Raw genomic sequence first — 23631 nt, 5'->3', positions numbered from 1 at the left:
TATCGTAAACTTTTCTGGTGAAATAACGTCAGCTCCGACCTATCCAGGAAGCACGACCATTTTGATTCGAATTAAAGAAATGCCTAACACACATCCGACATGTTCTTCGAATGACTGATGGCTATTGACTCATCAATATCATCTGAATCTCGTCAACTTGTAATGTCTCGTTTACTTTTGGCTTATCCATAACGAAAAAGGTTGCCTGAACGGCAACCTTCTGTGGCTCTAGTTAAAGCTCCCTCATGATGATTTGACAATATATGTCGTTTTCTGGGCAAAGGTTCAAAGAATTGTTCATTTCGTTGTTGAGTTCTTGAGCGTGACTGGTAGAAGCCAACATGAGTTGTATCAGTGCGGCCAAAATGGTTGTTTTCTTCATTACTGTTTTTCCCAATGTATACTGAAACAGAGAGCCCTTAAAATTTAAGTATATTAAAGCTGGCTCACTCCGAAGAACCATACTATTCAGAACTTTAAACATGAATGCCCATTTCTTAAAAAAGACAATGGAAGACTCAAAGCCGCATGAACTTTCTTTGAATAATGACTACCAGTCCGAACCAAGCTAAGTTTAGTGATAAGCGATATTAAGGATTTTCAATATGTTACAATGCACTTTGTTTAAACGAGACCATACTCATCGCTATGGTTACGCACTAATGAGTGTCGCTAACTCTTGCGCAGAATAGTGCTCAGCCTCTTGACCTCTGCTGACCAAATCAATCACTTGAAGTTCACTCATATCACCAAACTCTTTGGCCAAGTAATCACGAAACGCTTTTTCGTTCGGCCATTTTCCTCGCACGATATAACCCTCTTCTTTGTCGAAATCTTCCGTTTCAAAGAAAGAAAAATCAGTCATACCAATATTGTGACAATACAAAACTAGATACATGTTTACTCCTCAAAATGGGTGGATTAATAAAAACTTACCGGAAGATAGAAATCAAGTTCAAACACTTCATCACTATTTAGGAAATGATTCTGATGATAATGCACATAGGCGGGAGTTGAACGCTGCTTGAAGCCTGATGTAGGTAACCATTTTTCTAATACCATACTGATTTGTGGTAGCAACTCTCCATAACGGCCATTGAGTCGAAACACGGCATGCAAACCACCGGGAATCACCATCTGATTAACCACGCTACGGTACTTAATCGGTTCACTGATCGCGATACACGCCACATAGCGACACTGGTCCATCTCGACCCAAGCAGGGTTTGAATGGTGCAAACCAAACTGGGTCGAAAAATCACGTTGCTCAGAGTTCGCCCACGCTTTCAATATCAACCACGCATTGCGAATAGAACGGTTATAGCCAGTGTGGCGAACATAGGCTGCCATACGTTCAGGTGTTTCCACTATTTTGGGTTCGGGTAGTATCCGCTGTGCGACATTTTGATAACCCGCCGCCACTTCAGGATCTTTCAAATAAGGCTTTTCGGCGATCTGTAAATCGTGTTTGCGCCACTCGCCCGGAGACATATTAAAGGTCGCTTTAAACGCTCGGCTAAACGAAGACACCGAACTGAAACCACATTTATTGGCTATCTCAACCACCGACGAGCGGGTATCGAACATCAACTGATTAGCGGCATACTCCATTCGGGTACGTCGAATGTATTGATGTAACGACTCCCCCACCACACTTTTGAACGTGCGATGAAAATGTTGCTCTGAGTAAGCCGCAATCTCAGATAGCGCTTTGGCAGACAACGGCTGACTGATGTCTTGATGAATATGGAACAGAACATCATTGATTCGAGATATATGTTGACGTGACATCGTTTAAATAGCATAAATGGACATGTTTAAGAGCATAAATGGACACGCTAGTTTTTACAATTGCCGTGTAATATCAAGCGATAGAATAAAAACGGAAAACGACGAGACACAACACATGGAAATCGCACAGTCATTACAACAAATTCAATCTTCATATATTCGAGAGATCCTCGCTGCAGCAAGCGATCCAAACGTCATCTCACTGGCCGGTGGTCTGCCGGATGAGAAAACATTCCCAATCGATTTAATGAAGCCAACGCTAGAAAATCTAGCGAACATGCCTGAAGTTTTCCAATACGGCTCTACGGCTGGTTACGGCCCATTGCTTGACCATCTAACGCAAAGCTACCAATTGCCAGAAACTCACACAGCGATGATCTGTACAGGCTCTCAGCAAGGTCTAGATTTGATTGCTCGTGCATATGTTGACCCGAATGATGTAGTTGTGATGGAAGCGCCGAGCTACTTAGGTGCGATGCAAGTGTTTGGCTTGGTTCAAGCAAACATTGTGACTGTGTCTCAAACTGAATTTGGTCCGAACTTAGACGAACTAGAAACGTGCTTTGCACAGCAATCTCCGAAGATGTTCTATGCGGTGCCAGATTTCCATAACCCGACTGGCGTTTGTTGGACAACAGAAACTCGTCAAAAAGTAGCTGAGCTTTGTATCAAATACAACGTGGCATTTATTGAAGATGCGCCTTACCGTGAGCTACGTTTCACAGGTACGGAACTGCCGTTGGTCTCTTCATTCTGCCCTGATAACTCTATCGTTCTTCGTTCATTCTCTAAGATTGCATCGCCAGGCTTACGTATTGGTGCTGTGACAGGTAAACGCAGCTACCTTGAACCACTGATTAAAGTGAAGCAAGGCGCGGATTTGCACTCAAGCGTTCCTATGCAAGCATTGCTTGTTGGTCTTCTAAAACATGAAGATTTCAACCTGCACATGGAAAACATTCGTACTTTGTACAAGTCTCGTTATGAGGTGCTGTTCTCAGAACTAGAGAAACAGCTGCCTGCTGACTGTGTATTGAAAGCCGTTGATGGCGGGATGTTCATTTGGGTTGAGATCCCTGAGTGCGACACCTTCGAATTGGCTAAAACTCTACTATCGAATGGTGTGGCGGTTGTACCAAGCCCAGTATTTTATCCAAAGGCCGATGAAGCGAAAGCCGCACTGCGCCTAAACTTCACTAACGCCAACCCAGAAGAGTTGACTGAAGCGGTGAAACGCTTAGCTGAAGTACTTAACCAAGCGTAATCACCGATTAAGTAAAACGGACTAGATACCAAGGCCCTGCTGTATTGTTACAGCAGGGCCTTTTTGGTTTGGGAATACGTGTTGTAATTCGAAGCAGATAAAACGGTTTCATTGCATTTTCTAGCCCATAAACCACACAAATAGAAATGATAAATAGCCCTACTTTTGGTTGGTTTTTGTCCATCCTTGGCTTGGTTATACTGCGGCGGATTTTAATAAGCCAATATGAGCAAACCTGAGTGAATTAAACTCAGTCTGCATCATAAAAGGCAACCGCTCTGGATTTACGTTCCAGCTCGCAGAAAGGAAAAACCATGTCTCAATATGTTGTATGTGCTCTGTATAAATTCGTAGCACTTGATGATTACCAAGAAATTCGCCAACCACTCACTGACGTGTTAGAAGCTAACCAAATCCGCGGTACTTTGCTACTTGCAAGCGAAGGTATCAACGGTACTGTTGCAGGTAAGCGCGAATCTATCGACGCTCTTCTTCAATGGTTCAAACAAGATTCTCGTTTGGCTGATGTTGTTTACAAAGAGTCGTTCAACGAAGAACAACCATTCAACCGCACCAAGGTTAAGCTTAAGAAAGAGATCGTAACCATGGGCGTTGAAGGCATCGACCCTCGCCACGTCGTCGGCACTTACGTGAAGCCGAACGAATGGAACGACCTTATCTCTGATCCAGATGTGATCTTGGTTGATACTCGTAACGATTACGAAGTCGATATCGGCACATTCAAAAATGCCGTAAACCCAAACACGGAAACCTTCCGTGAATTCCCTCAGTACGTTGAAGAAAATCTTGATCCTAAGAAGCACAAGAAAGTCGCGATGTTCTGTACTGGCGGTATTCGTTGCGAAAAATCAACAGCCTACATGAAAGAGCAAGGCTTTGATGAGGTTTATCACCTTGAAGGCGGCATTCTTAAGTACCTAGAAGAAGTACCAGAAGAAGAGAGCATGTGGGAAGGCGACTGCTACGTATTTGATGGTCGTGTTGCAGTTAACCACCAGCTAGAGAAGAGCGGTTACGACGTGTGTAACGCTTGTCGCCTGCCAATCACAGACGAAGACAAAGCGTCTGAGCACTTTGAGAAAGGCGTAAGCTGCCCTAAATGTTTTGACAAGCACAGTGACGAGCAGAAAGCGCGTTTCCGTGAACGTGAAAAGCAAGTTCAGCTATCAAATGCACGTGGCGAAACCCACGTAGGTGGCGAAGCTGCTCACCTTATCGAGCAACGTAAAAAAGAGAAGCTTGCACACAAAGAGCAGCAACGCTCTGGCAAGAAAGCAAAGTAAACTTTCTGCTTTAAACTCTTATAGTTCTAAACATATAACTATAAATAGTTAGCTATATACATACAAAAGGGCGCAAGTTCGAGGATGATCCCTCGAGTTTGTGCCCTTTTTTGATCGCTTTACGGCTTTGTGTTTTGAACCACATTTATCTTCAAAAATAGGCTCTATACTGAAGTTAATTAGACAAGTGAGGAAGTGCCAATGCTCAATGAAAACCATGCCTTTATCTTAGATTTCCCAGATCTTAAATTAGACATTGTTCAGCTCAACCACGACGACGAAAAATTCAAAGCAGACATGCAGAAGTACCACCAACTCGACTACGACATCCGTCAGCTAGAAATCTCTGGCAGCCCTATCGATGACGACAGCATGCACAACCTCAAAGTAGAACGCATGGAGCTCAAAGACTCGCTACACAAACAGCTCACGCGCCATCACGCGCTTAAGATCGTATAACAACTCATATGCTAGTGTGGCTAACTTAGCCACACTACTCTCCTTCTCAATGGGTTCATTTTTTGTAATCGAAACTACCTGCTACCCACCTGATTATTCACAGAGAAATCTAAGTAAGTACTGAATTGAAGCCCATCATCTTGAGTTTCAAAACTCCAACCCATTCGCTCACAAATTCGTTGCACAATCACTAGGCCACAACCATAGCCAGCATTGTAAGTCTCATTGCCATCATGACGGTTAGTGATCACTAATTGAGAACCTGTCACCACAATTCCAACATCGCCAACACTGTAGCTAAACGCATTTTTAATTAAGTTATTCAATACAATAGTAATAAAGCTCTCTGGCGCATACACAGTGACAGTCCCTTTTACGTCTAGGTTATAACTCGCATCCTGCTTGGCAAACAAAGGCGCCATTTCAAGCAGCTGATTCTGAACTTCGACTTCCAGGTCATAGTGACCGAAATGGTGCTCATCGATACTCTCTTTACCAAGCAGCAAAAACATTTCAGTCAGCACTCGCATCTGTTCACTCGCTTCTTGCAAGCGATTAATCGCTTTTAACGCAACAGGAGGTTGATTGGGTACTTTAGTTAGCAGATCAGCCGACCCTTTAATCACCATAATCGGGGTTCTAAGTTCATGAGAGGCAAATCGATTGAACTCCTCTTCCCGCTGAAAAAAACCTGAAATGTGATTCTTTGAATCTAAAAGCGTTTGCTCAATGTGTCGTGTTTCAGCGTAAGACGTCTCGACTTCAAAACTTGGCTGCTCAGGGTGCATTTGCCTAATTTTCTTTTCTATCTGATTGAGTGGCTTCGACAGCGATCGCACAACATAGATTCCATACAAAACCATAAAAATGGACGTTAAACCGCCAAGTATGAGGGTGTAGTTGTGGAGGCTCCATTCATACTCGTCGAGGTAGTCGTCAGCGTCATCTTGAAACAAGATATACATCAACCCTTCGCCTGATGGGTGCTCGAATACGTAAAAGTGTTTATCTTCCGTACCCAACAGATGTTCATAGAAGCCGGGCTGTTTGTATCGAGCTAACCAATTGGGCAGTTCCGCCTCACTCCAATAACTCGAAAACTCGTTTTGATTCGGCAACAACGCATCTTCGCCAAGCAACTGATATTCAGACGTATAACGGTTAGCTTCAGTGTCTAGCCAGTGATGGAGGCTGATCACTTCCATCTGGTTTTCAGCGATATAAATCACTGTCCAAAAAAGCCCGAACATGACCAAGGTCATCAAGCCAAAACTACGGCGGATTTTTCGGTAGATGCTCGGGTAATCGCCGTGGCTTGAGCCGTTATGCTTTGAGTCGGTAACCTTGTCCATGAATAGTCTCTAATCGTGAATGTTCAAACCCTTTATCGAGCGCGTTACGCAGGCCATAAATATGACTTCGCAGTGCATCACTGCTTGGCGATTCATCACCCCAAATAGAATCAATCACTTCAGTTCTTGAAACAATCGCTGGTGCATGACGCATAAGGACTTTTAGTATCTTGAGCTGAATACGACTCAACTTAATAAGCCTACCTTCTCGGTATACCTCGTCGGTCTGCGAGTTGAGAGAGATATCGGCAAAACTCAGGTTTCCTATATCTTGGCGTGGCCCTCGGCTTGCCAATGCGTTGAGCCTTAAACTGAGCTCTTGCATGGCGAAAGGCTTAACCAAGTAATCATCTCCGCCCGCTTGAAAGGCCGCAATCTTGTCGTCCAACCTATCTTTAGCGGTTAAAAAAAGAATTGGCGTAGGGCATTGCACTTCTTCTCGTAACTTTTTGACAGCAGAAATACCGTCCAATTTAGGCATCATGATGTCCATGATAATCACGTCATAATGATTCTCAGACGCTAACTTCAATGCCGCTTCACCATGATAAGCACAATCGATCACCATCCCTTCCAGCTCTAGGTAATCGGCAATGGTTTCTGCAACATTGTGGCTGTCATCAACGATCAAAACTTTCATCGATTTATTTCACCTTTCTTCACGAGTGCTTCACGTTTGAGTTTATAAGATACACCCTCAATAAACTAAATAAAGAGTATATAGATGAAAAAGTTAGCGCTGATTTCAGCTGTCGGTTTAATTCTAACTGGCTGTGGCGGTAGTGACAGCAATAGCAATGGAAGCAACGATAACAACACGCAAGCTCCATCAGCAGTTCAAGGTACCATTGACTCTGTTTCTGGCAACACCATTGTTGTGAATGGCTATAGCTATCAAGTAGACAGTGCGAACTATGCAGGCGAAGACGTGGCAATTGCAGACCTAGAAAAAAACATGATGGTCTCTATTTCATCTATTGCTCGCAGCGCTTCAACTCACACTGGCGGGACTCAAGTTGGCCTTGAGCCGACCATCGTTGGTCTTATTTCAGACACCAACCATAATAATGGTACATTTAAAGTCAATGGCATCGCATTGACCTTTACAAATCTGTCAGGTGAAATTGAAAATGGCGATTGGGTTATGGTCTCTTCTTTACCGACAGCGAATGCAGGTTACAAAGTACTTTCTGTTGTTAAGTTTGAGCACTCTAACTTAACTGAATCGGTTGAAGTTGAAGGGCTAATCAGTGATTTAAATGAATCGAATTTCAAACTCGGTGCAAACCTCAGCGTTGACTATTCCAATGCTCACATCGATAACGACGATAGCAACACAGGGTTGTCGAATGGTCTTTGGGTTGAAGTGACAGGCTCAATGGTTGACTCTATATTGAAAGCAGAAGAAGTGGAAGTCGAAGACTTTAGCGAAGTAAGCAATGACACGGAAATCGAAGGCATTATTACTTGGGTAGCTAACGACAAATCAACATTTGATTTAAGCTACAAAGGTCGCTTTGTTGTCAATGACAATACTCGTTACGAAGACGGCAACAAGTCAAATTTAACTGTAGGTACAGAAGTCGAAGTAACAACGAAACAAGCTAACGGCGAAAATGTTGCTACCGAAGTCGAATTTGAACACGACGATGATTCACAAGATTGGAATGATAATGACGTTGATTTTGAAGGCACAGTGCAAGATATCAACCTAGAAGACAACAACTTTGAAATGACATCACTACATGGTAATAAGATTATTCATGTAAACAAAAACACTCAATTTGAAGATGGCCTAACTTTTGAGAATCTTACTATTGGAGACCTTATTGAGGTTGAAGCCTACAAGGTCAACAGTCAGTACATTGCAATCGAGATCGAAGCTGAAGACAATGACTAACGCATAGAATATTCTTGATATTAAGTATAGAAGCCACGCACTACGCGTGGCTTTTTTGCATCAAAACAACCCACACCTAAAGTGCAGCCTACCTTTTCAATTATGTTACTGTTTGCTTATTCAAAAGGCGTTTAAAAAGGAAGTAAAGTGGCAAGAAAGAAGAGAATATACAACTCCAACTCGTTTCCAGTTCTGAATTCGAGGAACTGTTTGCGTGTGTGAAACAAGGCATATTCATACACGTAGATGACGTTTTCGGCTGGGATGACGACTTCCAACGCCAACGACTTTTAAACGATTACCGTCCCTCTTGGTTTCATTGGGTATACCTAGGAAAACAAAGGGTTGGACTTGTGTGTTTTAAGCCTTATGACAACGCATACCATGTTCATTTGCTGATCATTTTCCCTCAATACCAAGATCAGTCTCTTGGTAAAAAAGTCATGTCACGCATCCACGAAAAAGCCCATCAAGAACAACGAAACCAAGTCACTCTGTCGAGTTTTAGAAGTAACACTCGCGCCATTAGTTTTTATCAGTCACTTGGCTACCGAGTTGTTGATGACAACGATGATGATTTTGTGGGATTGGCTCTCACCCTAGCTAACTCTCAGCCTCGCTAACCATAGAGAAAATACAGATAGCGAGTAGGTAGAGAGCGCTTACTTTAGCGCGCGCTTGAAATATCTAGTTTCTCAATCAACGACGGAAAACCCCAACCGTTCTCGCCTTCGACCACAGGTTCTCCGGTCAAATACTCAAACAGCGTTGGCGCTAAAGATCCATTAGCTTCGATTTTCAATTGCTGAGAGTTATCGCCAATTGGCGCTCCCCAGAATCCGATGAAGGCATCTTTCTCTAAGTAATCCTCACCAGCATGACGCCCCGGTACCTTGGTGTTGTAACCAATGCCGGCTTTAGGGAACAAGTTAACCGTACCAGCCCTATCTTCAAGGTAGATATTAGCCAGTTGATTAACTGAATCTGGTCGAGGTGTTGGTTGCGTTAATACGGTCCATTCTGCACTGCTACACCATGTTGTCACATCCGCCTTAATCGCTCGGTTAATACACTTCTCTACCAATTGAGAATACCGCGCAAAATCAACTTCGCTTGGCGATGCAAGATATGGATTGAGCCTTTGGGTATTAAGCAAAATCGGCGCTCGGTTGTCTTCCAATGACTCATAAAAAAGCTTGTCACCTTCACGTGTGATCAATTCATCGACCCGTTTTAAATCACGATTGCCAATCACACGAACAGCGCAGCGTTGTTGATCACATGTACTTTCTCTTACGACCATATAATCAAGACTTTCAGGCAAGCGCTGCGCTATCTGATTAATGATGTCTATATTCTGACCATCTGGCGCTGCAATCGGAGACCACTGCGTGAGTTCTTGGTAAACCGGCTGAACCTGCCACCCGTGAGCCGAATTAAAGAAGTCCATCATGAAATTACCACCAGCAGTAGAAGCAACCACAACATCCAACGCCTTTGAACTTGGGTAGCTTAGTGCATTGGTAATTTTAGGCCCTTCCCCCTCGTCTGAAGATATCTTCTTAACCACAATTGGATACGCTAGCTCTGCTTGTAAGCCTTCAAATACCTGCTTTTCGGGGTTGAGCGCGTAGAACACCGGCGTTAAACCATGATCCCCTGCCATGCCCCATAGCGTTTTATCGTAAACGCCGGCACTGCGGTAGGTCGCTTCAATCTGGCGAATCCAATAGTCCAGTCGATTGAGCTCTCCCGTCGGCATCAGAATTTCGTCACTAAAAGGACCCGTGAAGTGTGCGAAGTGATCCGGCCATGGGTTATACACCAAGGTGTAGTCTGGCATTCCTTTTCCATCTAACTCGGCAAACTGAGTGATCGACTGTTTAACCTGAGCTCTCTTTGAAAACTTAGTAAAAAAATCAAAGCCAGATATAGACTGATACGCTTCAATATCTTCAATCAAAGCTTGACGCTTTTCTTGCAAAACCACTTCGACTTCTGAACGTTCTTGAAGCTCTTTAACGCAGCGTTTCTCACCATAATCACGCAGTGACTCACCCAAACCTAGGTTTACTAGCCCGTCGTAAGTGGTGTGAGCATTCCAATCATATTGAGCGTTGCAGTTCAGCGTTTTAAGGTAATCAAGGCGATCAAACATGGTCTGCACCTTGTTGTTTTCCATCAACACATCCAACTGCAGGGCATCATTACCAAAGAAGTAATACGCTCGGTCGATCTCTCGGTCGACAAAGTGGAAATTAGGAATGCCAGTGCCACCTTGCCCCGATACTTTCGCGCCCGTTTTAATGATCGGTAGATTGCGTACGCTGATTGTTGGAGTTGAAGAGATACCAACTCGGCTAATATTGTCTCGATGCTCTTGATAGAGATTTTTGAAGAACGGAAGATAATTCGGATCACGGTAGGTTTGTTCAGACAGAACTTCCATGAACCTCACCTGCTGTTGATGTTCAGGTTCAATCACTTCTTCTAGCTGAGGTTTATATTGCGCTCGGTTTTTATGATTCTGATAAGCAACCGAAATGAAAGGTGAATCTTCATCAACCAACCCCTCAATCAATCCTTGCTGTAAACCATCGACGGTCACTTGAACCGCAAAACGTTTGTGCTGTTGGGATTCTAAGAATTGAATGAGCGCATCAGGCTGGTCACTGAACGCTTGCTGCATCCAATCATCAAGCGCTTCTGCACGTTCTTCTTTAAACACAAACTGTCGGTAGGCTTTCAGCAAGTTTAAGCGCACAAAATCAATAAGCGTGATGGTAAGAGCTTGTGCTTTATTGTTCGGCTTATCAGCGTTTTCTGGTTTACCATCTTCTGCAATCGCCAACATTGCAGACTTCATGTCGCCGTCATCCATTCCCAATGCCGCTTTACCGATCAAATCAACGATGATCGGTTGAATCTGAGCGATGATCGCTAGATCTGCAGAGCTATTGGTTAAGTATGTGTAATTCGCAGGGAGCGTGTCCATATCCTGCCAAACACCAATTTCGAATAACGCATCATAGATAACCACCATATTGGCAATGAACTGTTCATCGATGCGAATACCTTCATGATGTCCCGTCGCTTCAGTCGAGGTATCTGGCTCGTGATGCTCTGAGGTTGGCTTATCTCCAACATGATAGAGGCTATGTTCAAAGCCCTTTAGTGTCTGCTTATCATAAACCGTCGACAAGTAAGATTTGAACACATCTTCACTGCCCAAGCCTGAATAGCGGTCGTAATAACTATAGAGAAAATAACCCAAAGGAATTGAGTACGTCGGGTTGGATAACTGAGCGATGACTCGAGCTTTGGTTTTAGCATCTAATGGAAGTGCGAGAATATACGCATCTAATGTAACGCCACCAATGGTGAAAAGAGCCGCATCACGAGTGAGTTTGGCAGAATAACTTAGGCTTGAAAGCACCTGATTTTTCAACACTTCACTGGAGCTAAACACGCCACCAATGACGGGCGTTGTTGATATATCAGCGACACTCGGAGCTGACGCAACCGCCAACGATAAGGCACTGAACAAACTGGCGTAACTGCGAACGTGAGAATAAGAGCTCATCAAATTTCCTTTAGATCAACACACTTCTATAAATACGACTTATTGTTTCAGTTTAAACTGATTAGTCAACTTATGGTCACCTCTGGGTTTTATACAGACAATCAGCACCTATAAATCATACATGAATCTATAAATAACAACCACTTACCCAAAAGATCAATTGACAATAACATCAATTACAAATACCAAACATTCACCATAGATATCACTCGCATATATAACTCCACCAATTAGATATGTCTCTAGAATAAATACACCCGCTATTTCCACTACATTCCGTTTTGATACATTTCTCACCAATGGCATTCAATTTATAAATAGTCATATTTATCAATGACATTCTCCCAATTGATTCCAGAGTAGTAAATTTTTATCAATAACTTAATAGGAGAACTAACATGAATGGTCAACGTTCACTGTTAGCAGTGGCAATAGCCCTAGGGATAGCAGGTTGTGGTAGCGATAGTTCGGATAGCTCTACAACTGATACTGGCGGTTCAACAGCAACTTCAGCGTCTTTAACAGCAAAGGCCGCTGATGGCTATCTGGTAGGTGCTAATGCATGCTTGGATCTAAACAGCAATAAGGTGTGTGATAAGGATGAGCCAAATGCAGTAACCGGCGACAATGGTGAATTTACCATTGAGAACTTAACTCAAGAGCAACTAAAACAGAGCACTCTGTTGATTGAAGTTGTAGCAGGACAAACCATCGACACTGATAACCCTGGTGTTGTGTTGAACAAAAGTTACCGCTTAACGGCTCCGCCACAATCAGAGTTTATTAGCCCGTTAACCACACTTATACAAAATGAAATTGAAAGTGGCGCATCATTAGATGAGGCCAAAGCAACTATTCAAGAGAAGTTAGGTACAACGCTCGACTTAACTCAAGATTACATTGAGGCCAAAAATAACGACAAGCTAGCAGACTCACAAAAAGCAGCTTTTGAGAACCTACACCGCGTTGCTCAAGTCACCGCATCGGTCATGGCAGAGAATACTGACGCCCTATCAGAAACTGCAGCGGGTGCTGGTATTTCTGTAGAAGCGCTCACGGCGTTGATCAATGAAGAAGTGACTCGAGTCCTAGATGAAGTCGTCAAAAATATTGAAGCAGCGGGAGAGAACTTCAACCCGAGCGACATTGCTGGCAGCATTAATCGCGATCACATCGCCATTGATGACTCTAATCTTGAAGATAAAATTAAAGAAAACGAGGCAAATAAAGGCTCTAAGAAAGCCGACCTTGCGAAGCTCATTAAAACGGATGGCATCAATTGGTTTGGCGGTGCGAATGAGGAAAATACAGACTTAGTGGTCGCTTATGGGACACTAAAAGCAGATTCCGATAATTCAGTCAGCGAAATCAGCTACATCTATGACTACTTTGCAGAACAGTTTGTTGAAGTTAAAAGCACTCCTGACGCTAATGACATGGTTTTGGGTCAAAGCGGTTGGGAAACAAGTAATGACACCTTAACTAGCATCAAGCCAAATAAAGATGGTAGTGTCATTCTCGAGTCGAACAGCTCAATTTTTAATGAAATTGCTAGCGCTAAGCAGTTGGATATCAGTGGTCTTAATGTTCGCTCAATCATGGACCAAACCGATGGTGAGAACGTTTGGTCTCTAATTATGCCTGCAGGATTAAAATTCCCTGACAACACAACGGCATACAAATTATCTGTAGAAGACATCAACGACAACATTTATACCTTTTACAAGGGTGATTGGTGTGCGGAACACGATTCAGACCGCTACCAAGCACTTAATAACTCGTGTAACGGAATTAGCGCCTTCAAGAATGGCAGCGATACGTGGCTTGCGACTTTAGCATCGACCATCGCTGAAGATGAATCGGATCGTCATGACACGGCATATAACAACCATGCAGATCTAATTCCAATGGCAGGAATAGAGGGTGCTGAAATATTTGCACAGCTTCTGCCCGACGGTACCGTGGTTTATTATTCGAGAGCCTGGGAGCTAGACTCTACATTCTCCAGATTATCAGAACTCGGTTCGTGGGAAGATCAATCAGTGAATGGCGAGGTATTACGTCAAGTAACAATTCCTGAATCCATCCACTCGCAAACCACATGGTCAAACTATCAAAGACAAGATAACTCTGCTTACCTATCTGTTGTCGACGGGTTTGTACGAATTACCTACAAAGAGACCGAAGAGATTGATAGTGAGGCCTATATCTTTGATGAAGCGACTAAACAGTTCATTTTGGATAACGCATTAACACCACAGCCTCTGCACCCTCTTAACCTACAGGCTTGTCTTGATTCATTGCCGGATGCTGGGTTCATTGCGACGGCTAATGACGTCACGGTTTACGATGTACAGCGCACACCGATATGGGATCCTGAGCCAGTAACACAGAACCTAACTTATGAGTTTATCTATCTTGGGAATACTTTCTCTTGGCTGAATGACGTTCCGTTGGTCACCGGGCTACCAAGTTGGATTTCGGACTTAGCAGGTAGCTTAGAAAAAACGCGTATCGATATCAAAGATCCGGAAGGTACTTTAATGGGGTATGAGTATTCATATAGCTCTGAAGATCACTATCTAGGTCAAGAGGGCTTTAATTCTGATGACTCACTAGGTTGGGGGTCGGCTAAAGCATTATTACCACTGACGATTACTGACAACCAGAAAATCATCAATCAAACGGTAGACTTTGGAACGTCAACTAACGCACCACTTGCCTCTCAGTTTGATTATTGGTTTGACGAGATCAGCGGTGAAGAGTTCGTAACTGAGTACCCTGGATTAAGAACCGTTTCTGTAGAGACCTCACTAAACGATATTATCAACGGACAACCTTACTTTCTGCCCACTTTCAACTACCAAGAAACCTACCTAGGTAAAGAAGAAGTTACTGTGCCTGCGGGTACCTTTGCTGCATGTAAAGTAACAAGTGAGACACAATTCGAAAATGACGGACCTCGTGACACTCAAATAACTTGGCTTACAAACCGAGGATCAATTAAATCCATTCGAGAGGAGTCCTCTTGGGGTATGTCGATTAATATGGAAGCGACAAGCTTACCGACTATTAAGTAATCGATAGGCAACATGAACAAGCCAATATCTTATTGGCTTGTTTTTTTTCGTATTAGTTCTTTAAGCCAATATCTCCATTCCCAAAACTTGATAGCATTTCAAGCTCATCACTTCCCCTAATTAAACGCCCTAGCCACTCGTCCTTTACTGCTCAATTCATAATGACCAATATAGGCTGGGATAAATACCGATTGCCCTTTCGTAAGGGTTAAGTGCTCACCTCTTTGGCTCACTAGCGTTAAATCATCATCTATTGCCATTAAGATTTCAGCGCCACTTGTGATGACTTCTTCTTGCTTGGGGCTATGAAAGATATTGAAATTAAAGTCACTGACCGGGATATCATAGCTATCACATTGACCCAGCTTGGAGGGCGCCAATAACAAGTGTTTAAACGGAATTGGCGTAAACTCTGTGCAAGCGACCAATTCAGGGACATCAATGTGTTTTGGCGTTAAACCGGCTCTTAGCACGTTGTCTGAATTTGCCATGATCTCGAGCCCGGTTCCCTTAATGTAAGCATGCGGAGTGTTCGCATTCAAATACATCGCTTCACCCGGCTTCAATGTGATCAAGTTCAGCAACAGAGCACAAAACAGACCGATGTCGTTCGGGTACTGATGGCTAAGCTCAACAACCAAAGCAAACTCAGATTGATCTTGGTGAGCGACTGCATAAGTCAGAAGTTGCTCTAATGCTCGGTGTTTATGTTGGTCATCTAGAGTTAAAAGGTCACGGAAAAACGTTTCTAAACCTAGAGAATCAAGATTGTTACCAAACTCATCGACCAAACCAGCCAGCTCGCTCGAATCTAACTTTTTGAACAAACCTAATATTTCATCGAACTCTCGAAAGCCATTCATCGCTTGATATTCAGTGATCGCATAGACCAATTCAGGTTTGTGGTTCGAGTCTTGGTAATTGCGGTGCCCTGCAGTCAAAGGAATGCTTGCCTGTTCCTCTCTTGCAAAGCCAATTTCAGCTTGGCGCTTATTCGGATGGACCTGAACCGATAGCGCTTTTTCTGCCGCTAAGATCTTAAACAAGAACGGCAGTTCACCAAACTCCTGCGCAATATCGTTTGATAAATAGGCCGGTTTATTCTTGTTAATCAGCTCAGAGAGAGGCACCAAATGTTGGTCCAGCTTGACCATTGAGCAACCTTTCGGATGCGCTCCCATCCAAACTTCCGCTTGTGGCTCTTGTGACTCATTCTTAAAACCAAACAGTTCACGTATCGAAGAGATGCTCCCCCATGCATAATTCTGGATGGTGTTTTCCATTGGGAAAAATGAGTGTTCTGAGAAGTGGCTGAGTGACATGGCGTTTTCCGTAGTGAGCCCTTTGAACACAATTCAGAGAGCTGATTTCTAATAACGTAAATAATTAGAAAGACTACAGAGAGCAGCTAGAACCCACATGAGATGAGGTCTTAGACGCAATAGGAAAATTTCTTAGAAACAGGTGAGAACGATGAAAAGCGTGAAAAGAGTCACATTTGAATATCACGCATAGAAAGCGCCGAAAATAAGATAGCGGCTTGTATCACACTGGTTACAGCAGTGATACAAGCTTCTACAATGCAAACACTAGTGACTATCTTGTTATCGAGAAGGGTCCTTAAAAGCCAGAACGAGCCTCAGCACTTTTCTGAGGTGATTGAGCTTGTAGAAAAGGCAGTAACAGTAACCCGATGACCGCCGCACAAGTAGAGATGGTAATGAAGAATCCACTCCAGCCATAAGTTTCTAGAACGAGCGCTAATGGGTAACCAGAGAGAGCTGCACCCATGTAAGCAAACAAGCCAACGAAGCCTGTCGCCGCACCGGCAGAGTCTTTATGTGAGCATTCGGCCGCCGCCATACCAATAAGCATTTGAGGTCCAAAAACAAAAAAGCCTACACAAAACAACCCAGCAGCTTGAAACACAAAGTTGGTCAAAGGCATCAACCACAATGCAGAAACTGAAAGAAATATGCCGATGGCAAACAAAATATTCATCGGGCCACGGTTGCCACCAAACAACCTGTCAGATCCCCACCCAGCAACAAGTGAACCAACGAAACCGCCAATCTCGAACAGAGATAAGGCAGCGTTGGCATTGATCAAACTGTAATGGTGTTCTTCGGTTAGGTATAAGTTACCCCAGTCGTTAACCGCCGTTCTTACGATGTAAACCAGCACATAGCTAAAAGCGAGCAACCAAATGTACTTGTTGCTGAATACGTAAGTTTTCAGGATTTCTCGATAGCTTAACCCTTGTCCATGGCTCTCTTGCGCCAACTCTAAATGGTCATGACGCCACTTCCCTACAGTCGGAAGTCCCATGGTGGTGGGCTTGTCACGTAAGCGCCAGCAAACGATAAGACCGATAAAAACACCAATCACACCCGGCCAGATAAACCCTGCTCGCCAGCTGAATTGCAGCGTCAGATAACCAACAAGAATAGGAATTAGCGCCCCACCAACGTTGTGTGCTGTATTCCAGATTGCCCAACGAAAACCTCTTTCGGAGCGAGAATACCAAGTCGTCAATAACTTAGAACACGATGGCCAGCCCCAACCTTGGAACCATGCATTAAGCACCCACAGCGAGATGAAAGCCGCTAACGAACTCGAAAAGCCAAACGCGATGTTTATCAGACCAGTCGCGATTAAGCCAAGTCCCATAAAGTAACGTGGGTTTGAACGATCCGATATCGTGCCTGATATAAATTTCGATAAGCCATAAGAAAGATAAAAGAGCGTGCCAATTAAGCCAATATCGCCTTTGTCCAAGCCAAGGTCAGTAATCATCGCTGGCGCGGCATAATTAAAGGTTTTACGGGTGAAGTAAAAACCTGCATAGCCGACATACATTCCTATCATAATGTGAAGGCGCCAGTAGCGATAACTCTGATTGACTTCATCATCAGTTAGAGCATGAGTATTTGACGTTGTTGAGCGCAGAAATCCAAACATATTCGTTCTCACACTTTAGGTAATGTAACGCTGATATTGGTACCCGAAGATGAGCCATTCGCGTTAATTGTCATCTTGCCGCCGAGCGCCTGAACACGCTCTTGCATACCACGAACACCCATTCCTTTGAGAAGATCTTGCGCTGTAAAACCAACGCCATTATCTGATATCTGAAGATAAGCCTGATCATCTAAAATCAGTTCAATTTTAATCTCGCTCGCACTCGCGTATTTATGGGCATTGTTTAAGGATTCTTGGCACAGCCTGAAGATAGTGACCTTGAGCGTGTCACTCAAACACGAGTAATCACCTTGCCAATCTAACTGGATATCAACGCCGTGATCCGAAAACTCCATCTCTCGAATTAGCTGTTCAACAGAATCTTTTAGATCGAGGTCGTCCAACATCTTAGGTCTTAGTTTTGTAAGTAGACGTTTGGTGGTGTCATAAACATTCAAAGACAATGACTCAATCGTCCCCGCACAGCGAACGCTCATCTCAGCGGCATCGACGCGTTTAATAATGCTTGCCTGAGTACGAATTGCCGTGATGTTTTGGCCGATTTCATCATGCAGCTCACGCGCAATATCACGACGAACCGATTCTTCAGCTGTCACTAACTGGCGTGAAAGGTTTTGATTTCTGGAGAGCTCACTTCGTAGTTTCGCATTGAGATCTTTTTGTTTTTGAACCGCAAGTCCAAGCAAAATACCGGTGATGGTTTGAGCAGACAGAGACAAGAGTAAATCGGTAATTTCGAGTTTAGATGTTCCACTGTGAGCAGCAATCAACGCGACACTATTTAACAGGGTCGCCAGTAAAGCACCTTGCCACCCGTAACGAACCGCGAGCAAGATGATAGGGATCGCCATACAGAATGGGGCGAAGCGTCTTAGTTCATCAGGCAAACTGGTTTGTATCAAAATACTGGTGACCAACAAGACGCTGTACAAAGCGATGTGGCGGATTTTGAACTCAACGACATTGTTGATTAAGTAAGAGCTCAGTGGCGCCCACTTGTTTTGGAATAGGTAGTTCCAGACCAGATAACACATCGGCACCAACATCAATCCGCCAGTGATACTCACCAACCACACCATGTAAACAGCCGGAACATGAGAACCCACCACTGCAACATTAATGAATGCTGTAACCATGATTAAGCTCGCCATCACTAACAAGTGACGATTCTGGTCACCATAATAATAACGCTTGGCAATTAGAGTGGCAGGAATACTCAATCCACTGGCGATGAGTATCGTCAGCCATTGAGGCTCATCAAGCAGTAAAGCTAAAGCGATAGCAAGCCCCCACTCTGCAATATAGATAGCAGGCCAATAATGAGTGCGAGTGTGCAGCGTCATTCCCAGTCGAAGTGAAAATGGGAAAAGCAGAATGGCTAACTCAGGGTCATTAATGAAATAGAAGGCAATAACCCACAAACAGAACCATGCACAACCAGCCATAAAAACCCCACATAGGGAGGTGGCTAGATAGGAACGCATTAGTACTGGTCTTGTGTGAACAATTTAGCTAACTCAACGTTGTTCTTAACATTGAGTTTGTCCATCGCATTGGCACGGTGTACATGCACCGTTTTATGGCTAACCCCTAGCTCAACGGCGATAGATTTTACATCGAGCCCTGTTGCCAATAACTGACACACTTCACTCTCTCTGCGGGTAAGTTGATTTAAAGAGGCATTATTCTTCATGGGTGTCGCAAGCTTGATAGCGATATCGGGTGTGAGATAACAGCCACCATTTGCGCTCGTGTGTACGGCTTGGATTAGCTCATCGGGGCTGCAGCGCTTGCTGAGATAACCTTTGGCTCCTAACTCTAATGACTTCTCAACCATCGCCGGAGAATCGTGAACGCTCAACATGATGCTGGCAATGCCTGATGGAATCTCTTCCAATAAGCTCAAACCACTTTCGTCTTGCATCGAGATATCCAAGATCACGACATCAGGGTGACAGCTTGGCAGTCCGAGACGAGCTTCTGCCGCAGAGTTGAATTCACCCACGACCGTAATATCAGCTTCAAGACTGAGTAATTGAGCAAAGCCAGATCGAACAATGACGTGGTCATCAACAAGCGCAACATTAATCATGATATTAACCAAAATTAAGAGTAAGAAAGAAAAATAGCCCCAACAGGAGCTATATAAAATTAAGTTTATTGATAGAGATGATACTGAATCGAACTAACGATTGGTATGATCTCACGTGCTTTAAAGCAATAAAGCACGTGAGACTATCTACCCGAAACTGTGCTTGCGAAAACAAGTCCGCGAGACAAGCTAGGCGTTTTGAGCCGCTAAGTGCATTTTCTTAGCGTGGCGAATCTTCTTCTCTTCTGCAACGGCAACGAACAAGAGCAATACGATACAAATAGCCGCTGAGGTATCTAGTGCAGCGAACGTTCCTTTCCAACCTGTTAAGCCGAAAATAGGTGTTCCGTCCGCAATCATACCTAAGCCAAGTTTTGCAAAGCTGTCACCAATCAAGTAAGCAAATGTGCCTTTCACACCATCCGCAACACTGATTGCTTTCTTAGGCACGAAACCTACCGCAGCAACACCAATCAGCAACTGAGGGCCAAACACTAGGAAGCCAAGCACAAACAGGGATGCTAGGTACATGAACTCACTTGTTGCATGCTGGTAGAACTCTAGAGAAACGATAATCAACCCAAGCGATACACAAGCAACTAGAGCACGGCGTCCATTCGCAAGATCAGATAAATAACCCCACATTAGCGTGCCGACTAGTGCCCCAACTTCAAACAGCGTGAAACCTGAAATCGCGGTTTCTTTTGATAGACCTAGCTCTTGATACGCATAAACGGTAGACCATTGATCGATACCGATACGAACAATGTATAAGAAGATATTCGCGAAACAGAGCAACCAAATCACTTTGTTTTTAAGGATGTATTCAACAAAGATCTCTTTCTTAGTCATTTGATTTTCTTCAGCAGCGGTATCTTCTTCGCTGACTTCTTCATCAAACAACTCTTCAACCGTACCTAAGCCGTATGCTTCTGGAGAGTCATTACCAAAGCGCATACCAATAAAACCAACCACAATCGCAATGATCGATGGGAACACGAACATACCAATCACGTTGCCATCAAATAGGTAGTTTGCACCAAACAGAGCAACACCAGCAGCACCTGCACCACCCACGTTATGTGACATGTTCCAAAGGCCTAAATAAGAACCACGCTTGTTACGAGGCGTCCATTTAGTGATGGTTGAGTAACTTGAAGGTCCACCTGTACTTTGGAAGAAGCCACTCAATGCATAGAAGGCAACCATCATGAATAAGCTAGCACTGCCGCCACCCATACTGAAGCTGAAGCCCAACATGGCAATACCAGAAAGGACAAGCATAAATGGCAGGAACTGCTTAGTGTTTTTACCATCGGCGTAGTAGGAAACGACGGTTTTACCGATACCGTAAGTGATAGAGAAACCCAGACCGATAAGACCTAGATCCGTCATCGATAACCCATAAGTAGAAATCATGTCGTTTTGTGCGACATTGAAGTTCTTACGGATCAAATACATGGTTAGATAACCAATGAACACCACTAGGTAAGATTGCAGGAATGGTTTAAACCACATTTTTCTTCTGGTTTCGACCGGAAGATCCAGTGTCGGTTTTCGAACCTGATCTAGGAACTTTAACATTGTGAACTCTCTTATTTTTTGTGAGGTCTGCACGGCATAATTGCGGCCATGCAATCTTTGTTAGTTGACCGTGAAATAATAAGGAGTCTAAAAATCGACCGCATGAGAGAGGGTCTTAGAATAACTAGGAAAAATTCTTAGTTCAGAATTGGGAGTCAAGAAAGCGTGAACAGCATCACTTTGTTTACGATCTGTTATGGATTGATATTACGATAACAAAAGTAACTCATCTCAAGGCTGATTAACCTTTTAAACAAACAGAAGCAAGCCAAACACTGCGCAACAAACAAAGCGCCAGTATCGATTCATCACCATCAACCCCCAAGGTGTGACCGATACTGACTCAACATTCATGCCTATTAAAATAGATCCAATAGGCTTTTTACGAATAGTACTACAGTCGTTTACCGCTGCCGTCTTCCCACATCACTTCGCACTCATCTTTGATGGCTGATTTTAATAGTTCCACCAGTGGGAATGCTCGGCTACCGAGATTAACAGGCGCTTCAACAACCTCTTCTTCATTGTCGTCATCAGTATTTTCTTGCTCTGTCTGCTTGCTCTGCTCAGAGGCGATCGAAGCACGTAAATTATCCAGAGCTTGAGAAACTTCTGAAACATCAATGGCACCTGGGACGGTACCGCTATGCCCAAGCATCTTGATGAACTGAAGACCGACTTCCCCAAACATCGTAACGCTAGCATGAGCCTTGCAACTAAAGGTAATTAACATTATGAGCCTCTCTAAATTTTGGTTACCAACAAACTATGTTGAGTAACTCTCTGGAAAGCAAGTAGATAATCGCCAAGCCGCTTCTTATAACTCGAACCTTGATAGTCTCATTTTCGAATGGGTCTGCACCGTCAGTGATACACATCACGATTAATTACTGGTTGATTATTTTTTAATATGAAACCTTGAGTACAATCACACTAAATAGCTATCTAAACCTCCGCGTAGCTCATTATTTAATCTACTATTAACACCATTATCAAAATCTTTGGCACAAATCACATGAAAAGGCTGGTCGGCAGACACCTAGAAGAAATGGCGGACATACGATCCACCCGTAAACAAAAAATTGTCCACTCCTTTTCACTGACTGCCGCTGCGTTGTTCATTTTCTATACTTGGGCTTACTTCCAAGGCCAACACTATACCCTTTCAATTTTCGAGCTGTGCTTCGCGATTATTACCATCTCCAATGCATTCTATGTGAGAAAAGTAGCCAACTCTGATTATTCCGAATTGATTCTGAGTAGTGTTCTTCTTGTACAGAGCGTCATCCTATTCTTGTACAGTCACGCCATCCCCGACCGAATACTTTGGCTCTACCCAATTCTAGCAGCGGTCATTTTCATTAATGATTTCAGAATTGGTATTATCTTCAGCACCTCATTTTGCTTGTTTATCAGCACCTTGATTACCGCCATGCCAAACAACTTTTCTTTACCCTTTAACAGCACACACAGATTTATCCTTAGCTTATTTACCATGAGCTTGGTGTGCCACACATCCGCCTATTACTACACCAAAGCCGTCAGTTATATCCAACGTCTGTATAAAGAAGGCATCGAAGATCTGGCCTACAGAGACCAACTTACCGGCTTAGCTAACCGTTGGAGCTTTGAACGCTGGGCGACAGAAAAATTAATTACGGTGGATAGTGAGCGATCACTTACCGCACTGGTCTTTTTGGATATTGATGACTTTAAAGGCATTAACGACAGCTACGGACACGACGTTGGGGACAGTGTCTTGCAGCATTTTGCCAATCGCTTGAGCAACAATATTCGAACCCGAGACAGAAAAAGCCATGAATACGATTATTCGATTGCGCGTTTTGCTGGAGACGAGTTTGTTTTGATGCTCTACGATGTACCCTCTCGTAAAGATCTAGACGGTATTTTAGATAGGATTTGCGGGCTGTTCGAAAGTGGTTGCCAGACAAACGAGAGAATCAAGGAATTGACGCTAAGTGTTGGGGTTGCTTTATACCCACAAGACGCCCAAGAATTACATGAGCTGACGAGATGTGCTGATAAAGCGATGTATGTCGCCAAGCATTCAGGAAAAAACCGATACGCTTATTATCACGACAACCCAGTATCAACCTTGATAGAAGAACTACCGACGAATCTAACCTGCTCAGGGTCAGATTCTTCTGAACTTGAAGATTGTCTTGAAGCAAAGGTCGAAGGGAACAATGTTACGCTATTAAAAACCCGTCAACGCTAGC

18 protein-coding genes are annotated in these 23631 nt (G+C 43.6%); 7 read left to right on the top strand and 11 right to left on the bottom strand.

Features of this window, described 5'->3' with window-relative positions:
• Positions 1 to 652 precede the first annotated feature (652 nt).
• Entirely contained in the window at positions 653 to 898 is a 246-nt protein-coding gene (locus CWO08_RS06875; protein ID WP_004737054.1) for a hypothetical protein, read from the bottom strand.
• 23 nt (positions 899 to 921) lie between these two features.
• Positions 922 to 1791 (bottom strand): GyrI-like domain-containing protein, encoded by an 870-nt coding sequence (locus tag CWO08_RS06870; RefSeq protein ID WP_102426003.1) that lies wholly within the window; start codon positions 1789 to 1791, stop codon positions 922 to 924.
• Between the two features lie 115 nt (positions 1792 to 1906).
• On the opposite strand from CWO08_RS06870, the gene CWO08_RS06865 reads away from it, so the two are divergent.
• The 3 genes from CWO08_RS06865 (at position 1907) to CWO08_RS06855 (ending at position 4818) form a co-directional block, all read left to right on the top strand.
• Entirely contained in the window at positions 1907 to 3055 is a 1149-nt protein-coding gene (locus CWO08_RS06865; RefSeq protein ID WP_107898608.1) for a PLP-dependent aminotransferase family protein, read from the top strand.
• Positions 3056 to 3369: 314 nt separating this feature from the next.
• On the top strand, positions 3370 to 4359 hold the full coding sequence (locus CWO08_RS06860; RefSeq protein WP_108020150.1) for a rhodanese-related sulfurtransferase: 990 nt from the start codon (positions 3370 to 3372) through the stop codon (positions 4357 to 4359).
• Positions 4360 to 4560: 201 nt separating this feature from the next.
• Entirely contained in the window at positions 4561 to 4818 is a 258-nt protein-coding gene (locus tag CWO08_RS06855; RefSeq protein WP_009846137.1) for a YdcH family protein, read from the top strand.
• 74 nt (positions 4819 to 4892) lie between these two features.
• Here CWO08_RS06855 and CWO08_RS06850 read toward each other — a convergent pair whose 3' ends face one another.
• On the bottom strand, positions 4893 to 6170 hold the full coding sequence (locus CWO08_RS06850; protein WP_108020149.1) for a HAMP domain-containing sensor histidine kinase: 1278 nt from the start codon (positions 6168 to 6170) through the stop codon (positions 4893 to 4895).
• Positions 6142 to 6810, bottom strand: coding sequence for a response regulator transcription factor (locus CWO08_RS06845; RefSeq protein ID WP_108020148.1), 669 nt, complete (start codon positions 6808 to 6810; stop codon positions 6142 to 6144). Before CWO08_RS06845 ends, CWO08_RS06850 begins: the two co-directional genes overlap by 29 nt.
• 84 nt (positions 6811 to 6894) lie before the next feature.
• Here CWO08_RS06845 and CWO08_RS06840 point away from each other — a divergent pair, with 84 nt between their 5' ends.
• Together CWO08_RS06840 and CWO08_RS06835 are read left to right on the top strand one after the other, a co-directional pair.
• Positions 6895 to 8070 (top strand): DUF5666 domain-containing protein, encoded by a 1176-nt coding sequence (locus CWO08_RS06840; RefSeq protein ID WP_108020147.1) that lies wholly within the window; start codon positions 6895 to 6897, stop codon positions 8068 to 8070.
• A gap of 167 nt (positions 8071 to 8237) precedes the next feature.
• Complete coding sequence (locus CWO08_RS06835; RefSeq protein WP_102432146.1) at positions 8238 to 8693, top strand: N-acetyltransferase; 456 nt, start codon at positions 8238 to 8240, stop codon at positions 8691 to 8693.
• A gap of 44 nt (positions 8694 to 8737) precedes the next feature.
• Here the strand turns inward: CWO08_RS06835 and CWO08_RS06830 are convergent, their stop codons facing one another.
• Entirely contained in the window at positions 8738 to 11653 is a 2916-nt protein-coding gene (locus CWO08_RS06830; RefSeq protein ID WP_108020146.1) for an alkaline phosphatase family protein, read from the bottom strand.
• Positions 11654 to 12051: 398 nt separating this feature from the next.
• On the opposite strand from CWO08_RS06830, the gene CWO08_RS06825 reads away from it, so the two are divergent.
• On the top strand, positions 12052 to 14733 hold the full coding sequence (locus tag CWO08_RS06825) for a hypothetical protein (RefSeq protein ID WP_102480485.1): 2682 nt from the start codon (positions 12052 to 12054) through the stop codon (positions 14731 to 14733).
• A gap of 116 nt (positions 14734 to 14849) precedes the next feature.
• On the opposite strand, the gene manA is transcribed toward CWO08_RS06825, so the two are convergent.
• The 6 genes from manA to CWO08_RS06795 form a co-directional block, all read right to left on the bottom strand.
• Positions 14850 to 16055, bottom strand: coding sequence for a mannose-6-phosphate isomerase, class I (manA, locus tag CWO08_RS06820; protein ID WP_102480483.1), 1206 nt, complete (start codon positions 16053 to 16055; stop codon positions 14850 to 14852).
• A 298-nt stretch (positions 16056 to 16353) separates the two neighbouring features.
• A complete protein-coding gene (locus tag CWO08_RS06815) occupies positions 16354 to 17694 on the bottom strand; it encodes an MFS transporter (RefSeq protein ID WP_102432099.1) in 1341 nt (446 codons plus the stop codon).
• A gap of 8 nt (positions 17695 to 17702) precedes the next feature.
• The gene (gene uhpB, locus CWO08_RS06810) at positions 17703 to 19199 is read right to left on the bottom strand and encodes a signal transduction histidine-protein kinase/phosphatase UhpB (RefSeq protein ID WP_048663903.1); all 1497 of its coding nucleotides are present in this window, start codon (positions 19197 to 19199) and stop codon (positions 17703 to 17705) included.
• Complete coding sequence (gene uhpA / locus CWO08_RS06805) at positions 19199 to 19807, bottom strand: transcriptional regulator UhpA (protein WP_108020145.1); 609 nt, start codon at positions 19805 to 19807, stop codon at positions 19199 to 19201. The genes uhpB and uhpA overlap by 1 nt, the downstream gene beginning before the upstream one ends.
• A gap of 189 nt (positions 19808 to 19996) precedes the next feature.
• Positions 19997 to 21391 (bottom strand): hexose-6-phosphate:phosphate antiporter, encoded by a 1395-nt coding sequence (uhpT, locus tag CWO08_RS06800; RefSeq protein ID WP_048660632.1) that lies wholly within the window; start codon positions 21389 to 21391, stop codon positions 19997 to 19999.
• Positions 21392 to 21785: 394 nt separating this feature from the next.
• On the bottom strand, positions 21786 to 22124 hold the full coding sequence (locus tag CWO08_RS06795; RefSeq protein WP_108020144.1) for a DUF1840 domain-containing protein: 339 nt from the start codon (positions 22122 to 22124) through the stop codon (positions 21786 to 21788).
• Positions 22125 to 22439: 315 nt separating this feature from the next.
• Between CWO08_RS06795 and CWO08_RS06790 the strand changes: the two genes are divergently transcribed.
• Positions 22440 to 23630, top strand: a complete 1191-nt coding sequence (locus CWO08_RS06790; protein ID WP_108020189.1) for a GGDEF domain-containing protein — start codon at positions 22440 to 22442, stop codon at positions 23628 to 23630.
• The last annotated feature ends 1 nt before the right edge of the window (position 23631 follow it).

The sequence above is a fragment of the Vibrio sp. 10N.286.48.B8 genome (assembly GCF_003050085.1).
Taxonomy (GTDB): domain Bacteria; phylum Pseudomonadota; class Gammaproteobacteria; order Enterobacterales; family Vibrionaceae; genus Vibrio; species Vibrio crassostreae.
Note: the sequence above shows the minus strand (reverse complement) of the source record. Positions and strands in the feature narration are given on the sequence as shown.

Coding starts and splice junctions, on each gene's coding strand:
- CWO08_RS06840 (WP_108020147.1), top strand. CDS start 6,895: ATGAAAAAGTTAGCGCTGATTTCAGCTGTCGGTTTAATTCTAACTGGC.
- CWO08_RS06865 (WP_107898608.1), top strand. CDS start 1,907: ATGGAAATCGCACAGTCATTACAACAAATTCAATCTTCATATATTCGA.
- CWO08_RS06825 (WP_102480485.1), top strand. CDS start 12,052: ATGAATGGTCAACGTTCACTGTTAGCAGTGGCAATAGCCCTAGGGATA.
- uhpB (WP_048663903.1), bottom strand. CDS start 19,199: ATGCGTTCCTATCTAGCCACCTCCCTATGTGGGGTTTTTATGGCTGGT.
- CWO08_RS06815 (WP_102432099.1), bottom strand. CDS start 17,694: ATGTTTGGATTTCTGCGCTCAACAACGTCAAATACTCATGCTCTAACT.
- uhpT (WP_048660632.1), bottom strand. CDS start 21,391: ATGTTAAAGTTCCTAGATCAGGTTCGAAAACCGACACTGGATCTTCCG.
- CWO08_RS06845 (WP_108020148.1), bottom strand. CDS start 6,810: ATGAAAGTTTTGATCGTTGATGACAGCCACAATGTTGCAGAAACCATT.
- uhpA (WP_108020145.1), bottom strand. CDS start 19,807: ATGATTAATGTTGCGCTTGTTGATGACCACGTCATTGTTCGATCTGGC.
- CWO08_RS06855 (WP_009846137.1), top strand. CDS start 4,561: ATGCTCAATGAAAACCATGCCTTTATCTTAGATTTCCCAGATCTTAAA.
- manA (WP_102480483.1), bottom strand. CDS start 16,055: ATGTCACTCAGCCACTTCTCAGAACACTCATTTTTCCCAATGGAAAAC.
- CWO08_RS06795 (WP_108020144.1), bottom strand. CDS start 22,124: ATGTTAATTACCTTTAGTTGCAAGGCTCATGCTAGCGTTACGATGTTT.
- CWO08_RS06790 (WP_108020189.1), top strand. CDS start 22,440: ATGGCGGACATACGATCCACCCGTAAACAAAAAATTGTCCACTCCTTT.
- CWO08_RS06870 (WP_102426003.1), bottom strand. CDS start 1,791: ATGTCACGTCAACATATATCTCGAATCAATGATGTTCTGTTCCATATT.
- CWO08_RS06830 (WP_108020146.1), bottom strand. CDS start 11,653: ATGAGCTCTTATTCTCACGTTCGCAGTTACGCCAGTTTGTTCAGTGCC.
- CWO08_RS06875 (WP_004737054.1), bottom strand. CDS start 898: ATGTATCTAGTTTTGTATTGTCACAATATTGGTATGACTGATTTTTCT.
- CWO08_RS06850 (WP_108020149.1), bottom strand. CDS start 6,170: ATGGACAAGGTTACCGACTCAAAGCATAACGGCTCAAGCCACGGCGAT.
- CWO08_RS06860 (WP_108020150.1), top strand. CDS start 3,370: ATGTCTCAATATGTTGTATGTGCTCTGTATAAATTCGTAGCACTTGAT.